Raw genomic sequence first — 15,390 nt, 5'->3', positions numbered from 1 at the left:
GAGGCGTTCTCTCAGTAGACGCTCGATAGTGTATTCGGCGATGTGGAAGTTTCTTGGCGCACTGCTGACGCTCGCTATTCTCGTGGCGCTGATCGTTCTCACCTGGCCCCAGCTTTTCGGGCTGCAGACAACGTGGATCATCGCGCACGCGGTGGCGCTGAGAACAGTCACGGCTCTCGGTGCAGTCGCTCTCGCGATCGTGTTTCTTGTGCTCTGCTTTGCGCGTCCGATTCGCCGATTTGCCGGCGCGGTCGCCGTGCTGCTCCTGGTCTTCAGCGTCGCTGTCGGCAGTATCGCCGCTGTTCGGGGCCTTGGATTCGAGACCGCGGGACATGCGCAGGAGAGCGATGTGACGGTGCTCACCTGGAATACCCTGGGAGACGCACCGGGGGCCGAAACGATAGCACAGCTCGCCATCGACTCAGAGGCCGACATCGTGACGCTTCCTGAGACGACACAGCAGGCAGGAATCGACGTTGCCGTGGCGATGCGGGACGCAGGGAACCCGATGTGGGTGCACACTGTCGCGTACGACACCGTGTCGAAGGCCCGATCGACGACGGTGCTCATCAGCCCCCGCCTCGGCGAATACCGCCAAGTATCAACGAGCGAAGACCGTGCAGACAACACGGCTGTGCTCCCCTCCGTCGTTCTCGAACCCGTGAGCGGGGATGGCCCGCGCATCGTCGCCGTGCACGCCGTCTCTCCTCTAGAAACGCAGATGGATAACTGGCGAAACGACCTCACCTGGCTCGCCAGCCAGTGCACGGGTGACAACGTCATTATGGCGGGCGATTTCAACGCGACAATTGATCACATGGCCTCGCTCGGGCACGACGACGGAACCCTCGGACGCTGCTCCGATGCTGCTACGTCTGCGGGCGCAGGAGCTGTCGGCACCTGGCGAAGTGATTGGCCCGCTCTGCTCGGCACCCCAATCGACCACGTCATGGCAACGAGCAATTGGGAAGTCACCGGTTTCCGTGTCGTCACGCAACTCGATGAGACGGGGAGCGATCATCGACCGGTGATCGCCCAGCTTCGTCCCTCACCGGCGTCCTGACCAAAGCCCAGGTTCAGCCAACCGGTGAGACAATGGTGGCATGGATACCTCCACGTCACACTCCCCCCAGACAACCGCCACACGCGAGGAAGTCACGGGCACGTCAAACCGGTCGACGACGCCGTCGAGCACCGCATTTCAGGACTACATCGGGTCGCACTGGGCCGAACGAGCAGAACAGCTGCCGCCCGCCCGAGAGTCTGCCTTGTTTGCACGTCATCGCCGCGACCGCGTATCTGAACGATTCGCCGGACGTCGCCTCGTCGTGCGGGCCGGCTCGCTGGCCGTCCGCTCGAACGACTGCGACTTCCCTTTCCGCGCACATTCCGCTTTCTCGCATCTGACGGGCTGGGGCTCCGACGCAGAGCCGGACTCGGTGCTCGTGTTCGAACCAGCGGCAGCTGGCCATGACGTCACGCTGTACTTTCGCGAGCGTGCCGACCGCAGCTCGAGCGAGTTCTACGCGAACCCGGCGATCGGCGAGTTCTGGACGGGCGCGCGCCCGTCGCTGGCCCAGGTCGCCGCGGATCTCGACATTGTCACGGCCCACATCGATACGCTGTCGACGTCAGGCGACGACGTCACTCTCGACGATGGCGAACTTGCATCGTTTCTCTCAGAGCTGCGCCTCGTCAAAGACAATTACGAGGTCGCACAGTTGCAGGCTGCCGTCGATGCCACTCAGCGCGGCTTTGACGACGTCATCGCCGACTTTCCCCGGATTGTGCGCGAACCGCGGGGCGAACGAGCGGTCGAGGGCACGTTCTATACGCGTGCACGCCTTGACGGCAACGCCGTCGGTTACGACACGATTGCCGCGGCCGGCCCTCACGCCTGCGTGCTGCACTGGACACGCAACGACGGCCCCGTCGTTCCGGGCGACCTGATGCTGATGGATGCCGGCGTCGAACTCGACAGCCTTTACACGGCAGATATCACACGCACCCTCCCCGTCAGCGGAACCTTCACCGACGTGCAGCGTCGCGTCTACGAGGCAGTGCGCGAGGCCGCGGATGCCGCATTTGCTATTGTTCGACCCGGAATAATCTTCCGCGACGTTCATGCCGAAGCGATGCGCGTGATCGCGGAGAAAACCGCCGAATGGGGGCTGCTCCCCGGCACGGCCGAGGAGTCGCTTCGCGCAGAGAACCAGTTTCACCGTCGCTACATGGTGCACGGAACCAGCCACCATCTCGGCCTCGACGTGCACGACTGCGCGCAGGCGCGCCGTGAGATGTACCACGACGGCGAGGTCGTCGAGGGAATGGTGTTCACGATCGAGCCGGGACTCTACTTCCAGCCCGACGACCTCACCGTTCCTGAGGAACTTCGCGGAATCGGCGTGCGCATCGAAGACGACATTCTGGTTACGGCAGACGGCGCGGTCAATCTGTCGTCTCGCATCCCGCGCACGGCAGATGAGGTTGAGGCCTGGATCGCGCGTCAGAACGCGCAGTAGGCAGGGCACACAAGTGGATGCTGCCGGGCGGCGCCCGGCAGCATCCACCCGTGTTAAGCGGCGGCCTGCACGTGTGTGGCGTCGCTAGAGCGGAGGCTGCTCGACGCCGAGTTCGTGACGCGCCTTGTTCGCCAGTTCTGGCTCGACAATCACCGAGTAGGAGCTGGCCACGATCTGTGCGACGGAGCTGAAGTCGCGTCGCTTGCGGTTGATTCCGTAATTGAACATGGTGAAGCACATGCCGAAACCGGCGCCGATCAAGACGGCCGCTCCCACAAAGACGAGGTCGGACTGCGGGTTGATCAAAATAAGCAGCAGCCCGAAGAACAGCCCGAGCCACGCGCCGCTCATTGCGCCGTTCGCTGCAGCTCGGCCGTAACTGAGCTTTCCGGTGATGCGCTCGACGCTGGTCAGCCCATTGCCGATGATCGACACCTTCTTCACAGGGAACTCGGCTGCAGCGAGTTTGTCGACGGCACGCTGCGCCTCGGGGTATGACTCGAACGAGGCAATGGTGTCTCCGCGCGGAATGCCCTGGAGTGACATTCGGCCTCGTCCCGACGACTGTTGATAGCTCACAAAATCATTGTCCCACGCCTCTCTGTGCAGTCGCGCGATACGAGCAGAGCGAGCGCAAGCGGTCTAAGTTAGTGGTGTGAGTACCACGAGAGTCTTCGTCGCCCGCCTCGCGGGCTGCACTGTGTTCGACCCGGCGGGTGACCGGGTCGGCAAGGTTCGCGATGTGCTCGTTGTCAATCGCACGAATGACCCGCCACGCGTCGTGGGGCTGATCGTCGAGATTCCGGGAAAACGCCGTGTCTTCGTGCCGATCGGCAGGGTTACCTCGATCGGTCCGGGCCAAGTGATCACGACGGGTCTCATCAACCTTCGCCGATTTGAGCAGCGCGGAGGCGAGGTGCGAGTGATCGCCGAGATTCTCGGCCGCAAGGTGGACTTCACCGACGGCTCGGGCGAGGCGACGATCGAAGACGTCGCCATCGACGAAAAGCGGCAGGGCGCATGGAGCGTGAGCCAGTACTTCGTACGTCGTCCGAAGACATCCGGTTCTCTCTTCGCCAAGGGCCCCACGGCCTTTGCTACCTGGCGTGAAGTGCGAGAAAAGATTTCCACAGAGGCGCAATCAGCAGAGCACCTCGTTGCGAGCCTCAGCGATCTGAAACCAGCCGACCTGGCGAACACCATCCTCGAGCTGCCGCCAGAGCGCATACTCGAGGTGGCATCGGAACTGCCAGACGGTCGTCTCGCGGACGCCCTCGAGGAGATGCCTGTCGACGACCAGGTGTCGCTGCTTGCCCAGATCGACGACGAGCGAGCGGCATCCGTACTGGATCAGATGCAACCCGACGACGCTGCTGACCTCGTGGCACAGCTGCCAGACGATCGCCAGGAGCAGTTGCTCGGACTGATGGAACCCGAAGAGGCCGAAGACGTGCGCATGCTGCTCGAGTACGAGCCAGACACGGCAGGCGGGCTCATGACGACGGAGCCCGTAATTCTCTCCGCCGATTCGACGGTTGCCGAGGGGCTTGCGCTCATTCGCAAAGCCGACCTGCCCCCCGCGCTCGGCGCTGCCGTGTGCATCACGTTGCCCCCATACGAACCACCGACGGGGAAGCTCCTCGGCATGGTGCACTATCAGCGGATGCTGCGACATCCACCGCACGAACGGCTTGGCGCTATTCTCGACCAAAGCCTCGAGCCGCTGAGCGCACAGGCATCGGCCGCTGAAGTAACGCGCATTCTTGCCAGTTACGATCTCGTGTCTGTTCCCGTCGTCGACGATGCAGACAGACTCGTCGGGGTGGTGACCGTTGACGACATCCTCGACTATCTTCTGCCCGATGATTGGCGCAGCCAAGACGAAGACGAACCCGTGAGGCCCGAGAGCGTGAGGAGGTCATCGAATGGCTAGATCTCCCAAGGACGACAAACGACTCGATGCTCCGCGCGGCGTGCGAACACCCCTGTTTGCTCGCAAGGGCGAAGACCGTGACCGCTTCGGGCGCTTCACCGAATGGGTGGCGCGGGCGATGGGGACTCCGACATTCCTGCTCGCACTCACCGTCTTCTGCCTCGCATGGATGGCCTGGAATACGTGGGGACCTGAGCGCGGCCGGTTTGACTCGGTAGCACTGGGGTTCACAGCGCTGACGCTGGTGTTGTCGCTTCAGGCATCCTATGCCGCGCCGCTCATTCTTCTGGCGCAAAACCGCCAAGACGATCGCGACCGCGTGCAGATCGAGCAAGACCGTCAGCGTTCGGAGCGCAACCTCGCAGATACCGAGTATCTCGCGCGCGAAGTTGTCGCCCTGAGGCTCGCCATGCGCGACATGGCGTCGAAGGACTTCATCAGACAGGAACTTCGAGCGTTGCTTGACGAGCTGGACGAGAAAATGGAGGCACCGGATACCGATGACACACTCGACTCCTGACGATCTCGCAGGCGCCGTTCGGCGTGCCCTCGAGGGCGTCATCGATCCGGAGATCCGCAAGCCCATCACCGAACTCGACATGGTGCGATCCGTCGAGGTCGAGGAGCCTGGCACTGTCGCGATCGCCATTGCGCTCACCATCGTGGGCTGCCCGGCCGCCACCGCAATCGAGAACGACGTGCGACGAGCCGCCGAAGAAGTTCCGGGTGTCGAGAGCGTCACCATCAAGGTCGGCGTGATGACACCGGCCGAGCGCACTGCGCTCATCGAGAGACTGCGCGGTGCACGGCGCGAAATGCCGTTCACATCGCAATCGATGACGCGCGTCATCACAATCACCAGCGGCAAAGGCGGGGTCGGAAAATCGACAATTACCGCGAACCTCGCTGTTTCGCTGGCGAATCGCGGTTTGTCTGTCGGCCTTGTCGACGCCGACGTTCACGGATTCTCCATTCCCGGTCTTCTCGGCCTCGTACCCGGTGCCGTCGATGACGACGGAGAGCCGCTGATCGTAACGCCGACACGCGTAGGCGACATGATTCTCCCTCCCATTGCGCACGGCGTGAAGGTCATTTCGATCGGCATGTTCGTCGACGACACGCAGACCGCCGTCGCCTGGCGCGGCCCGATGCTGCACCGCACGCTCAACCAGTTCCTCACAGACGTCTACTTCGGTGACCTCGACGTGTTGCTGCTCGACCTCCCTCCGGGAACGGGCGACATCGCGATCTCGGTCGGACAACTGCTCCCTCACGCAGAGGTTGTCGTCGTCACAACTCCGCAGCCCGCGGCCGCCGACGTGGCCGAGCGCTCGGGCCGCGTCGCCAGGCAGACCGGCCAGACCGTTGTCGGCGTCATCGAGAACATGGCTGGACTCGCACAGCCTGACGGCAGCGTGCTCGACCTCTTCGGCTCCGGGGGCGGCGACGAGGTCGCTCGCCGTCTCTCCCAGGACGGCGCGTCGGTACCCGTACTGGCATCAGTCCCTCTGAGTGTCGAGCTACGCGATGGCGGCGATCACGGGCGCCCCATCGTCATCGAGGAATCGGATGATCCCGCGCGTGAGGCCATCGAGCAGGCCGCCGACGCTCTCCTGCGCAAGGGCAGGGATCTTGCTGGCCGCAAGCTCGATCTCTCTCCCCGGTGAGCCTTCAGGCAACAGCTGTGTGAACCGCGCACGGCATCGCTACGCCGGGAAACACAGCCATTCGATACCAGTCACCCACGACGCTTGAGAACCCCGCCTCTGAGATCGCGGCGGTGATCTCGCGGTTATAGCGGCATCCCTTATCGACGATTCTCGTGATCGGCGAGATGAGGTTCTGCAGAGCACGCGTGCCCGATCCTTTTTCCGCCGCCAGATGGTCGACGAGCACGAGCCGTCCACCTGGAGCACCCGATGGAATTCCGCGAGCGAAACGGCGATGTCGTCGACCGAGCACATCACGAATGTCGCGACGACGCAGTCGACACAGGCGTCTGCGAGTGGAATGCGTTCGCTGCGCGCGTCGAGCACTGCTGTGCGGTGGCCGCGCGCCCGGGCAGCTCGCTGCAAGGCGGCACGCGACGCCGCGTGCGGTTCCAGTCCAATCCAGGTAATCCCTTCCGCGAAGTACTCGAGATTGTCGCCCGTTCCCGCACCAACCTCGAGAACTATGCCGGATGCTGTAGCGATGGCTCCACATCGAATAGCGTCGAGCTCCTGCCAGCGCACGAGAGGAGTGTTGGTCCCTGCCATGGCGAGAGAGTATCGAATCTGAGGAGGTCGCGGCTAGCGCGTGCGCAGCACTGTCACGGCGATCGCTGCGGCGCACAGCGCAAGAGCGACGACCATAAGCGCGGTACCGGCCCATCCCCCGCCGGCAAGAAAGACTCCTCCGAGCCAGCCGAACACGCTCGACCCACCGTAATACGCAAGGTTATACAGCGACGATGCCTGAGCTCGCCCCACCGTCGCAACCGCTCCTGTCCATCCGGAGGCAATTGCGTGTGCCGAGAAGAACCCTGCCGTCATGACCACGAGGCCGATGAGCACAATGGCAAGCACATCACTGAGCGTGGCGATTACGCCGATGATCATGACGAACGTGCCGCACACGAGTACGGGCAGCCGCCCGAACCGCACAGCGAGCGCTCCTGCCCTGGATGATGACCATGTGCCGGCAAGATAGGCAAGAAATATGAAGCTCACGATCGCTGGTGCGAGGAAGAACGGCTCGCCCATGAGCCGAAAGGCAAGAAAGTTGTAGACGGCAACGAAGCCACCCATGAGCAGAAACGCCTGTGCGTAGAGCGCAAGAAGCTTCGGAGATGCCGCGGCCGAACGAATCCGCTCGATCACCGGTGGTCCGCTCTGCTGACGCATTCGCAGGGGAACAAAACCACGTGGTGCGGGGGCGAGCACGGCAAAGCCCAGAGCACAGAGTGCGCACAGCGCGGCAACGACGATCACAGCCATCTGCCACGTCGTCTGATCGGCGACGGGCCCCGCGATAATTCGTCCGCTCAGCCCGCCGATCGTGGTTCCCGCAATGTACGTGCCTGCAGCTCGGGCTGCGTGCTGCCTCGTGATCTCCTCTGTCAGGTACGCAAGGGATACGGCAGGGACTCCACCGATCAGCAGGCCCTCGACAAACCGTCCAGCGAGCATCAGCTCAAGTGACGGCGCGAAAGGAACCGCGAAGCCGACGGCTGTGGCACCACAAAGGGCAACGATCATCGCCCGGACCCGTCCCACACGGTCGGCGACAAGGGACCACGGAAGCACGCCGAGTGCAAGGCCAAGGGTTGCCGCCGAGACGATGAGAGCCGATGTCGCCTCAGTGATATCGAGATCCTGTGCGATGAGTGGCAGCACAGCCTGGGGCGCATAGAGTTGGGCAAATGTCGCGATGCCGGCGAGAAACAGCCCGAGGAGCAGTCGCCGGTACCCAGGCGTCCCCCGCCGGTGCCCGTCCCAGCTATTCGGTTCCGTCATCGCTGCCGATCACTCGGCACAGGGTGCCCGCAGATCAGGTCGCCTCCGCGTCAAAGGGTGGCGCCATCACCTCTCTGCCGGACTCGAGCTGCTGCTGGCGAGACTCCGGCTTCGGTTCTTTCGCAGCCGGTGCGATAACCGATTTCTGAGGCTCTTCATCATCGAGGAGCGCCTCACGGATGATGCGACGGGGGTCGTACTGGCGTGGATCGAGTTTCTGCCAGTCGACGTCGTCAAAGTCTTCGCCCATTTCATCGCGCATGCGCGACTTCGCGTCTTTTGCCATATTGCGCACGTTCTTCACGAGTTGGGCGAGTTTCGCCGCATACATCGGCACGCGCTCAGGTCCGAGCAGGAACACGGCAATGACAGCGATGATGATGATCTTGTCTGCCGTCAAACCGAACACGAATTCAGACTACCGTGTCGCGCCTCAAGGTATGCCACCAAAGTGCAACATACACTGGCAATCGAACAGATTCAGGAGCCGCCGTGTCTACACAAGAGTCGAATTGGAAGTACACCGACGACATCGTCGACGAATCGGAAGCCATTCGCTCGGCGCGTGCGCAATCACTTGAGCTGGGCGTTGCCCCCGTTTCGCCAGGAACCGGAGCTCAACTCGCGCTGATCGCGGCAGCGAGTTCGGCACGCAACATCATGGAGATCGGCACGGGCTGTGGAGTTTCGGGACTTTGGATGCTGTCGGCGCAGCCGCGCAGCGTGCTCACAACGATCGACTCCGAATCCGAGCATCTCGGCGCTGCACGGACCGCGTTCATCGACGCTGGCATCGGCTCTGCACGTACGAGACTCATTACGGGCAAAACCCGTGATGTGCTCCCCCGAATGAACGAAGATTCCTATGACCTCGTGCTCGTTGACGCCGACCCCGCCGACGTCATCGAGAATGTCGAGCATGCTCTGCGACTCGTCAGGCTGGGCGGAACCGTTATGGTTCCACGTGCACTGCACAAAGGAAAGGTGTCCGATCCAGCTCAACGCGATGACGTGACCGCGGCCTTTCGCTCGATCATCGAGGAAATCGCGACATCCGACGCCGTCGTCAGTGCCATCAGCCCTGTCGGCGACGGTCTGCTCCAGGTAACGAAGCTGGGCTGAGCACAGCAGCATCGTTAAAACGCTGTGGGCGCGCGATCCCTTTCGATCGCGCGCCCACAGCGTTGCCTTTCCGGCTCTAGCCGGCGACGACGCCAGCAAGCGCGTCGTGGAGCTCTTTGGCTTCATCGTCGTTCACTGAAACGACGAGTCGTCCGCCCCCTTCCAACGGCACACGGACAATGATCAGCCGACCTTCCTTTACGGCCTCCATAGGCCCATCTCCGGTCCTCGGCTTCATTGCTGCCATTCGGCTCCCCTTTCGTGCAGTGTCACCCTATTATCCCGTGAATTCCGGCTTGGTGCCAATCCCTTTGTCATGAACGCGCAGATTACGGCGGCGTCCAGTCATATCCGCTCACCTGCCAGCACGCCCACAGCCAGGCCCACTGCAGAACCAGACTCACGACGACAGCCGCTGTGCGATACACGCGGGATCGCGGGACTGCAAACGCCCCGGCGATCGGAAAGAGAGGAGCGAACAGCCGGAAGGTGCTTGACTGCGGAAAGAACACCGCAAGCAGGTAGACAAGATACGAGACGATCCAGAGCCGCAGCGTGATGCCGAGGCGACGCGCTGATCGGCTGAGCAGGCCGATGACCACGAGCGCAAGCAGCGGCACGAGCGCAATGGCACCGATGCCAACGCCAAACCAGCGTTCAGACCACCAATTCGCACCATCGATCCACGGTTCGAACGGCACGAGAGGCCCGTAACCAACGTATGACGATCTCCACGCGAGCTCGGTATCGGTGTATGCCGTCAGGGAACCGGTCACGCCCCATGCGATGAGCAGCCACGCGAACCCCATAATGGCGCTGACGATTCCGGCGATGCACAGGCGGACGAACGCGGAGAGGCTGAATGGATGCCGCGATCGCGCCGCAATGCGATGCACGAGGTGCAGCAGCAGAAACAGGGCAAAGGCGAGCCCACTTGGACGTGTCAGCGCCATCACGCAGATAATCGGTATCGCCGTCAGATAGCGCTGCTTCACCACGAGCAGGAGGGCGATGCCCAGAAGCAGCAGGTACAGCGATTCGGCGTATGCCACCTGCAGAATCGGTGAGACCGGTGCAACGGAGAATAGAACAACCGAGAAGAGAGCCGTTCGACGGTCAAGCACCTCGCGCATCAGACGGTAGAACACGAGAGCGGCTCCGAAACCGCACGGCACAGAGACAACGAGCGCGGCTATCTCCCACGGAAGCTGCGTCAGCCCCATCACGATCCGCACGATCCCGGGGTACACGGGCATGAACGCCCAGGCGTTCTCGCCGACGTGCCCATCATCTGTGATCGGGAGCTCGCTCGGATACCCCGTTAATGCAACGATCTGGTACCAGCGACCGTCCCAAATCGAGGCAAAGGAGGGGTAATCCGGTGACGGTCCAGTCCACGGATTCGCTCCTTGGTGCGCCGCGAACCACAGCATCATCGCCGTTGTGACACCTCGTGCGGCTGCATAGATGAGCAGTACACGTCCCCACTCGGGGGTTCGCGCCCACCAGGCGATGAAAGGCGACACAGTCACCGTCCGGTCACTGACCGAGGAGCCAGCGTCTCAAGCCGCGCTCGCACTGCGTGATCTCTGCTGTCGCACATCGTTCGTCATCCGCGTGCGCCTTCAGCGCATCTCCGGGTCCATAGTTGACGGCCGGAACGCCGAGAGCGGAGAACCGGGCGACGTCGGTCCACCCATACTTCGGCTTCGCTTCCGCTCCGACAGCCGCAAGAAACTGCTGCGCGAGCGGCGCATCTAGGCCGGGGCGCGCCGATTCGGCACGGTCAACCACGGTGATCTCGTAGTCAGGAAATATCGTGCGCAGGTGCTCGAGCGCCTGGTCAACCGTCTTGTCCGGTGCGAATCGGTAATTGACGTGGATCATGCCTTCATCAGGAATCACATTTCCAGCAATGCCTCCGGTGATGCCGACCGCGTTGAGGCCCTCCCTGTAGGCAAGGCCGTCGACATCGACGGTCGCGGCACGATAGTCGGCAAGTGCCGCGAGCGCCGGAGCAAGTTTGTGAATGGCGTTCTCTCCCACCCACGAACGACCGGAATGCGCGCGCGTCCCGAATGCCCGCAGCTCGACACGGAGACTCCCGTTGCATCCGCCCTCGACCTGAGCGGCCGTCGGCTCACCCAGAATCGCAAAGTCACCGTCGAGAAGCTCAGGGCGCGTCGTCGCAATTCTGCCGAGACTGTTCAGGTCTGCGGCCACCTCTTCGTGGTCGTACCAGATCCAGGTCAGATCGACGATGGGGTTCGACAGCTCCGCGGCGAGTTTCAGCTGCACCGCGACGCCCGCCTTCATATCGACGGTGCCACGACCCCACAGGTACTCTCGACCGTCAATCGTCTCGAAGCACGATGGCACGTTGCCCTTAATCGGAACCGTGTCAAGGTGCCCAGCGATCACAACGCGCTGCGCACGCCCAAGATTCGTGCGGGCGATGATTGTGTCGCCATCGCGAATCACGTCAAGGTGTTTCACCTGGCGAACTGCGGCTTCGACAGCATCCGCTATCTGCTTCTCATCGCCCGACTCCGAGGGAATATCGCAGAGTGCTCGCGTGATGTCGATGGACGTCGCAGAGAGATCAAGAACCGGTTGGGGCATGCTCTCAGTCTAGAGGCGCAGGCTCACTGCCCAGAGGAATGCCGAGCATCACGCGGTCTTCGGTAACCTTGTGATTATGACCAGCGCTTCTCACGAAACTGTTACCACCGCGTGGGGCTACGGCCTCGCTACCGTCGCCGCAGATGGGACGGTCCTCGACACCTGGTTTCCCTCCCCTCAGCTGGGCTCGATCCCCACGGATCGTGAGAAGTGGATTGCACCGGCTGAGATCGAGCAGCTCGCGGTACCCGACCCGCGCCGTGCCGTCACCGTTGACATCGTGACGGTCGACGTTGACCTGGCCCAGCCGGTGCAGAGCACACCTGATGCGTATCTGCGGCTTCACCTTCTTTCGCACCTGCTGGTGCAGCCCAACACGATCTCCCTCGACGGCATCTTCGGGCACCTGCCCATTGTGGTGTGGACCAACGCCGGGCCGGTGCTGCCGAGCGACTTCGAGCGAATTCGACCCGCATTGCTGAGGCAGGGAATCCACGCAGTGAGCCTCGACAAGTTCCCGCGTCTGACCGATTACGTCGTGCCCGAGCGCGTGCGCATCGGCGACGCCTCACGCGTGCGACTCGGTGCCCACCTCGCACCGGGAACCACGGTGATGCACGAAGGGTTCGTCAATTACAACGCCGGAACGCTCGGATCCTCCATGGTCGAGGGTCGCATCTCGCAAGGCGTCGTCGTCGGCGATGGCAGCGACATCGGAGGCGGCGCGTCGGTGATGGGCACGTTGTCAGGCGGCGGCTCTCAGCGCATCACGATCGGCGAGCGCGCGCTTCTCGGTGCCAACTCCGGCATTGGAATCTCCATTGGCGACGACACAGTTGTCGAGGCGGGACTCTACGTCACCGCCGGTACCAAAGTCGTGGTCATCGACCCGGTGTCGAGCGAGACACGCTCCGTCAAGGCCGTGGAGTTGAGCGGAGTAGCTGGCCTGCTGTTCCGCCGCAATTCCGTATCCGGGGCCGTCGAGGTTCTGCCCCGCTCGGGCTCGGGCGTCACTCTCAACGAAGCACTGCACGTCTGATCCCCTGACTCGCCCTTCTCGCGCGAATATCGTCGATCCACCATCTCAAGGAGCACCGTGGCTCATTCTCTGTCCCGCAGCATCGGCCGGGTGCTCCTGTGGATTCTTGTTGCTCTGCTCGTCATCGGACTGATCGGTGCCGGGCTGGCGTTCTGGACCGTTCAGCGTTCTTTCCCGACGACAGAGGGAACAATCGAAGTCCCGGGCGTCGAAAACGAGGTCACGGTCACACGCGATGCACAGGGCATTCCGCAGATCACGGCAGCGACTCCGCATGATCTCTTTCTCGCGCAGGGGTACGTGCAGGCTCAAGATCGCTTCTGGGAGATGGACTTCCGTCGCCACGTGACTTCGGGCAGGCTGAGCGAGATGTTCGGCGAGAGCCAAGTGGGAACCGATACGTTCATTCGAACTCTTGGATGGCGCGCGGTAGCCGAGCAGGAGGTGGAGGCGCTTGACGACACGTCTCGGGCGTATTACGAGGCATACGCTGACGGAGTAAACGCCTATCTCGATTCGCACTCGGGAGCCGACGCCTCGCTTGAGTACGCTGTTCTGGGGTTTCAGAACTCTGACTACTCGCCAGAACCATGGACGCCAGCGGACAGCATCGCCTGGCTGAAGGCGATGGCGTGGGATCTTCGCTCGAACCTCGAGCAAGAAATCGATAGGTCGATCCTCAGCACGACGCTGAGCTCGAATCAGATCTCCAAACTCTTCCCGACGTACCCGTACGACACAAATCCGACGATCGTCACGGAGCCGAGCGTGCAAAGCGTCGCGCCGCACACCAAGCAGAATCCGGATGCCGCAGCGGACCCCGCGGCACTCGACTCCGTTGCACCGCAACTCGAACAGCTCTCCGAGCTGCTGCACGGCATGCCAACGCTTCTCGGCGAAGCCGGAAGCGACATCGGCTCAAACTCGTGGGTGGTCTCTGGCAAGCACACAGCAACAGGTGAACCGCTCCTCGCCAACGACCCGCACCTGGGACCCGCTATGCCGTCTGTCTGGTACCAGATGGGTCTGCACTGCTCGACGGTATCTGAGGAGTGCCCCTTCGACGTGGCCGGCTTCACATTCTCCGGGCTTCCCGGCGTCGTCATCGGGCACAACCAGCAGATCGCCTGGGGGTTCACCAACCTCGGCCCCGATGTTGCCGATCTCTACATCGAAAAGGTCGATACGCAAGAAGCAACCTATCGCCTCGATGGCAAAGATCTACCGCTCGATGTCCGCACGGAGACGATCTCTGTTGCGGGTGGGGACGATGTTGAGGTCACCATCCGCTCAACGAAACGCGGCCCGATCGTGAGCGGTCTCACAGGCGACTACACGACAATCGCCAACGATGCTGCAGACCACGTCGATCCTGCCGAGGGCGAGAGTCTCGCCGTTTCGCTGCAGTGGACGGCGCTCACACCGGGAAACACTCCGCGAGCCATCTTCGCGATGAACTCAGCGACCGACTGGGATTCCTTCCGCGGAGCGGCCAAGCTCTTCGACGTGCCCAGTCAGAACCTCATCTATGCCGACACCGAGGGCAACATCGGCTATCAGGCGCCGGGCCTCGTTCCCGTGCGCAAAGCGGGGAATGGCACGAAGCCTCTGCCCGGCTGGACGAGTGACAACGGGTGGAGCGGCTTCCTCGACTTCGATCAGTTGCCGAGCGAATACAATCCGGCGAGCGGCTACATCGTCACCGCGAACAATGCCGCAGTCGGTCCCGAATATCCGGCGTTCATCACGACAGATTGGGATGCTGGATACCGCGCAGAGCGCATCACTGAGCGTCTCACGGATCTCATCGACGACGGCACGTTGATTACCTCGGAAGACATGTCTGCCATTCAGGCCGACAACCACAATGCAATCGCCGAGATTCTCGTTCCGTATCTACTCGACGCAACACCGAGCGAGCATACGCTGGAGGCGAGAGCCTTGCTCGAAGACTGGGACTATTCAGATGACGTCGACAGCGCAGCATCCGCCTATTTCAATATTGTGTGGAAGAACCTGCTTGCCGAGGTCTTCGCGCCAAAGCTGCCAGAATCTCAGGCCCCGCAGGGAAGCGCACGCTGGTTCCAGGTTGTCTCGAATCTGCTTCCTCTCAGCCAATCCGCCTGGTGGGGTGATGACGACGTCACCACGCGTGACGAGGCTCTCGCACGGGCCATGGACTCCGCCTGGGACGAAGCAGTCGAGCTCATGGGCGATGACCCTCACGCATGGGAGTGGGGCGATTTGCACACGCTCACGGTGCGCAATGCGAGCCTCGGCGAGTCGGGAATCGGTGTGATCGAGAAAATCTTCAACCGTGGGCCGTACTCTGTGGGCGGCGGATCAAGCATTGTCAACGCGAACGGCTGGGACGCGACACAGGGGTATGAGGTCAACTGGGTGCCGTCGATGCGACAGGTAATCGATTTGTCCGACTTCGATTCGTCGACGTGGATCAACCTCACGGGCGCTTCGGGGCATGCGTTCCACCCCAATTACGTCGATCAGACAACACTCTGGGCTGAGCACAAGACGCTCCGATGGGCGTTCACGGCAGACGCCAGGGCGGATGCTGCGGAGCACACGCTTGTGCTCACGCCCGCACGCTGACGCGCCCCGGCCCGGGGCGACGCGACGAGCCCGCTGCTCGATGTG

Annotated in this window: 15 protein-coding genes; 8 read left to right on the top strand and 7 right to left on the bottom strand. The window is 62.5% G+C overall.

All coding sequences use genetic code 11. The annotated features are described in order from the left end of the window. Positions 1-40 precede the first annotated feature (40 nt). Positions 41-1,063, top strand: coding sequence for an endonuclease/exonuclease/phosphatase family protein (locus HCR76_RS06270; RefSeq protein ID WP_166989220.1), 1,023 nt, complete (start codon positions 41-43; stop codon positions 1,061-1,063). Positions 1,064-1,103: 40 nt separating this feature from the next. Then, positions 1,104-2,522 (top strand): aminopeptidase P family protein, encoded by a 1,419-nt coding sequence (locus HCR76_RS06265; RefSeq protein ID WP_166989218.1) that lies wholly within the window; start codon positions 1,104-1,106, stop codon positions 2,520-2,522. Positions 2,523-2,606: 84 nt separating this feature from the next. On the opposite strand, the gene HCR76_RS06260 is transcribed toward HCR76_RS06265, so the two are convergent. Then, entirely contained in the window at positions 2,607-3,068 is a 462-nt protein-coding gene (locus tag HCR76_RS06260; RefSeq protein ID WP_166989216.1) for a YflT domain-containing protein, read from the bottom strand. Positions 3,069-3,177: 109 nt separating this feature from the next. On the opposite strand from HCR76_RS06260, the gene HCR76_RS06255 reads away from it, so the two are divergent. Genes HCR76_RS06255 through HCR76_RS06245 form a run of 3 tightly spaced genes read left to right on the top strand, consistent with a single transcriptional unit; the run spans position 3,178 to position 6,122 of the window. Continuing rightward, positions 3,178-4,455, top strand: coding sequence for a magnesium transporter MgtE N-terminal domain-containing protein (locus tag HCR76_RS06255; protein WP_166989214.1), 1,278 nt, complete (start codon positions 3,178-3,180; stop codon positions 4,453-4,455). Then, the gene (locus HCR76_RS06250) at positions 4,448-4,975 is read left to right on the top strand and encodes a DUF1003 domain-containing protein (protein ID WP_166989213.1); all 528 of its coding nucleotides are present in this window, start codon (positions 4,448-4,450) and stop codon (positions 4,973-4,975) included. The genes HCR76_RS06255 and HCR76_RS06250 overlap by 8 nt, the downstream gene beginning before the upstream one ends. Next, on the top strand, positions 4,956-6,122 hold the full coding sequence (locus tag HCR76_RS06245) for an Mrp/NBP35 family ATP-binding protein (RefSeq protein WP_166989211.1): 1,167 nt from the start codon (positions 4,956-4,958) through the stop codon (positions 6,120-6,122). The genes HCR76_RS06250 and HCR76_RS06245 overlap by 20 nt, the downstream gene beginning before the upstream one ends. 39 nt (positions 6,123-6,161) lie before the next feature. On the opposite strand, the gene HCR76_RS17685 is transcribed toward HCR76_RS06245, so the two are convergent. The 3 genes from HCR76_RS17685 to HCR76_RS06230 are packed head-to-tail and all read right to left on the bottom strand — an operon-like array spanning position 6,162 to position 8,361. Next, the gene (locus HCR76_RS17685; protein WP_166989209.1) at positions 6,162-6,713 is read right to left on the bottom strand and encodes a class I SAM-dependent methyltransferase; all 552 of its coding nucleotides are present in this window, start codon (positions 6,711-6,713) and stop codon (positions 6,162-6,164) included. A 33-nt stretch (positions 6,714-6,746) separates the two neighbouring features. Then, positions 6,747-7,952, bottom strand: coding sequence for an MFS transporter (locus HCR76_RS06235; RefSeq protein WP_166989207.1), 1,206 nt, complete (start codon positions 7,950-7,952; stop codon positions 6,747-6,749). 34 nt (positions 7,953-7,986) lie between these two features. Next, the gene (locus HCR76_RS06230) at positions 7,987-8,361 is read right to left on the bottom strand and encodes a twin-arginine translocase TatA/TatE family subunit (protein WP_166989205.1); all 375 of its coding nucleotides are present in this window, start codon (positions 8,359-8,361) and stop codon (positions 7,987-7,989) included. A gap of 83 nt (positions 8,362-8,444) precedes the next feature. Here HCR76_RS06230 and HCR76_RS06225 point away from each other — a divergent pair, with 83 nt between their 5' ends. Then, positions 8,445-9,074, top strand: coding sequence for an O-methyltransferase (locus HCR76_RS06225; RefSeq protein WP_166989203.1), 630 nt, complete (start codon positions 8,445-8,447; stop codon positions 9,072-9,074). 76 nt (positions 9,075-9,150) lie between these two features. Here HCR76_RS06225 and HCR76_RS06220 read toward each other — a convergent pair whose 3' ends face one another. The 3 genes from HCR76_RS06220 to dapE all read right to left on the bottom strand — a co-directional run bounded on the left by HCR76_RS06220 (position 9,151) and on the right by dapE (position 11,696). Then, a complete protein-coding gene (locus tag HCR76_RS06220; RefSeq protein WP_166989201.1) occupies positions 9,151-9,321 on the bottom strand; it encodes a DUF3117 domain-containing protein in 171 nt (56 codons plus the stop codon). 82 nt (positions 9,322-9,403) lie between these two features. After that, complete coding sequence (locus tag HCR76_RS06215) at positions 9,404-10,606, bottom strand: hypothetical protein (protein ID WP_244971502.1); 1,203 nt, start codon at positions 10,604-10,606, stop codon at positions 9,404-9,406. 7 nt (positions 10,607-10,613) lie between these two features. Further along, positions 10,614-11,696 (bottom strand): succinyl-diaminopimelate desuccinylase, encoded by a 1,083-nt coding sequence (gene dapE / locus HCR76_RS06210; RefSeq protein ID WP_166989199.1) that lies wholly within the window; start codon positions 11,694-11,696, stop codon positions 10,614-10,616. A 76-nt stretch (positions 11,697-11,772) separates the two neighbouring features. Here dapE and dapD point away from each other — a divergent pair, with 76 nt between their 5' ends. Together dapD and HCR76_RS06200 are read left to right on the top strand one after the other, a co-directional pair. Further along, positions 11,773-12,735, top strand: a complete 963-nt coding sequence (dapD, locus tag HCR76_RS06205) for a 2,3,4,5-tetrahydropyridine-2,6-dicarboxylate N-succinyltransferase (protein ID WP_166989197.1) — start codon at positions 11,773-11,775, stop codon at positions 12,733-12,735. Between the two features lie 57 nt (positions 12,736-12,792). Further along, positions 12,793-15,345, top strand: a complete 2,553-nt coding sequence (locus HCR76_RS06200; protein WP_244971501.1) for a penicillin acylase family protein — start codon at positions 12,793-12,795, stop codon at positions 15,343-15,345. Positions 15,346-15,390: the final 45 nt, after the last annotated feature.

The organism is Paramicrobacterium chengjingii, assembly GCF_011751765.2.
In the GTDB taxonomy this organism is placed as follows: domain Bacteria; phylum Actinomycetota; class Actinomycetes; order Actinomycetales; family Microbacteriaceae; genus Paramicrobacterium; species Paramicrobacterium chengjingii.
The sequence above is the reverse complement of the archived record's forward strand: the minus strand, read 5'-3'. Positions and strand labels throughout refer to the sequence as shown.

Coding starts and splice junctions, on each gene's coding strand:
- HCR76_RS06270 (WP_166989220.1), top strand. CDS start 41: ATGTGGAAGTTTCTTGGCGCACTGCTGACGCTCGCTATTCTCGTGGCG.
- HCR76_RS06265 (WP_166989218.1), top strand. CDS start 1,104: ATGGATACCTCCACGTCACACTCCCCCCAGACAACCGCCACACGCGAG.
- HCR76_RS06260 (WP_166989216.1), bottom strand. CDS start 3,068: ATGTCACTCCAGGGCATTCCGCGCGGAGACACCATTGCCTCGTTCGAG.
- HCR76_RS06250 (WP_166989213.1), top strand. CDS start 4,448: ATGGCTAGATCTCCCAAGGACGACAAACGACTCGATGCTCCGCGCGGC.
- HCR76_RS06245 (WP_166989211.1), top strand. CDS start 4,956: ATGACACACTCGACTCCTGACGATCTCGCAGGCGCCGTTCGGCGTGCC.
- HCR76_RS17685 (WP_166989209.1), bottom strand. CDS start 6,713: ATGGCAGGGACCAACACTCCTCTCGTGCGCTGGCAGGAGCTCGACGCT.
- HCR76_RS06235 (WP_166989207.1), bottom strand. CDS start 7,952: ATGACGGAACCGAATAGCTGGGACGGGCACCGGCGGGGGACGCCTGGG.
- HCR76_RS06220 (WP_166989201.1), bottom strand. CDS start 9,321: ATGGCAGCAATGAAGCCGAGGACCGGAGATGGGCCTATGGAGGCCGTA.
- dapE (WP_166989199.1), bottom strand. CDS start 11,696: ATGCCCCAACCGGTTCTTGATCTCTCTGCGACGTCCATCGACATCACG.
- dapD (WP_166989197.1), top strand. CDS start 11,773: ATGACCAGCGCTTCTCACGAAACTGTTACCACCGCGTGGGGCTACGGC.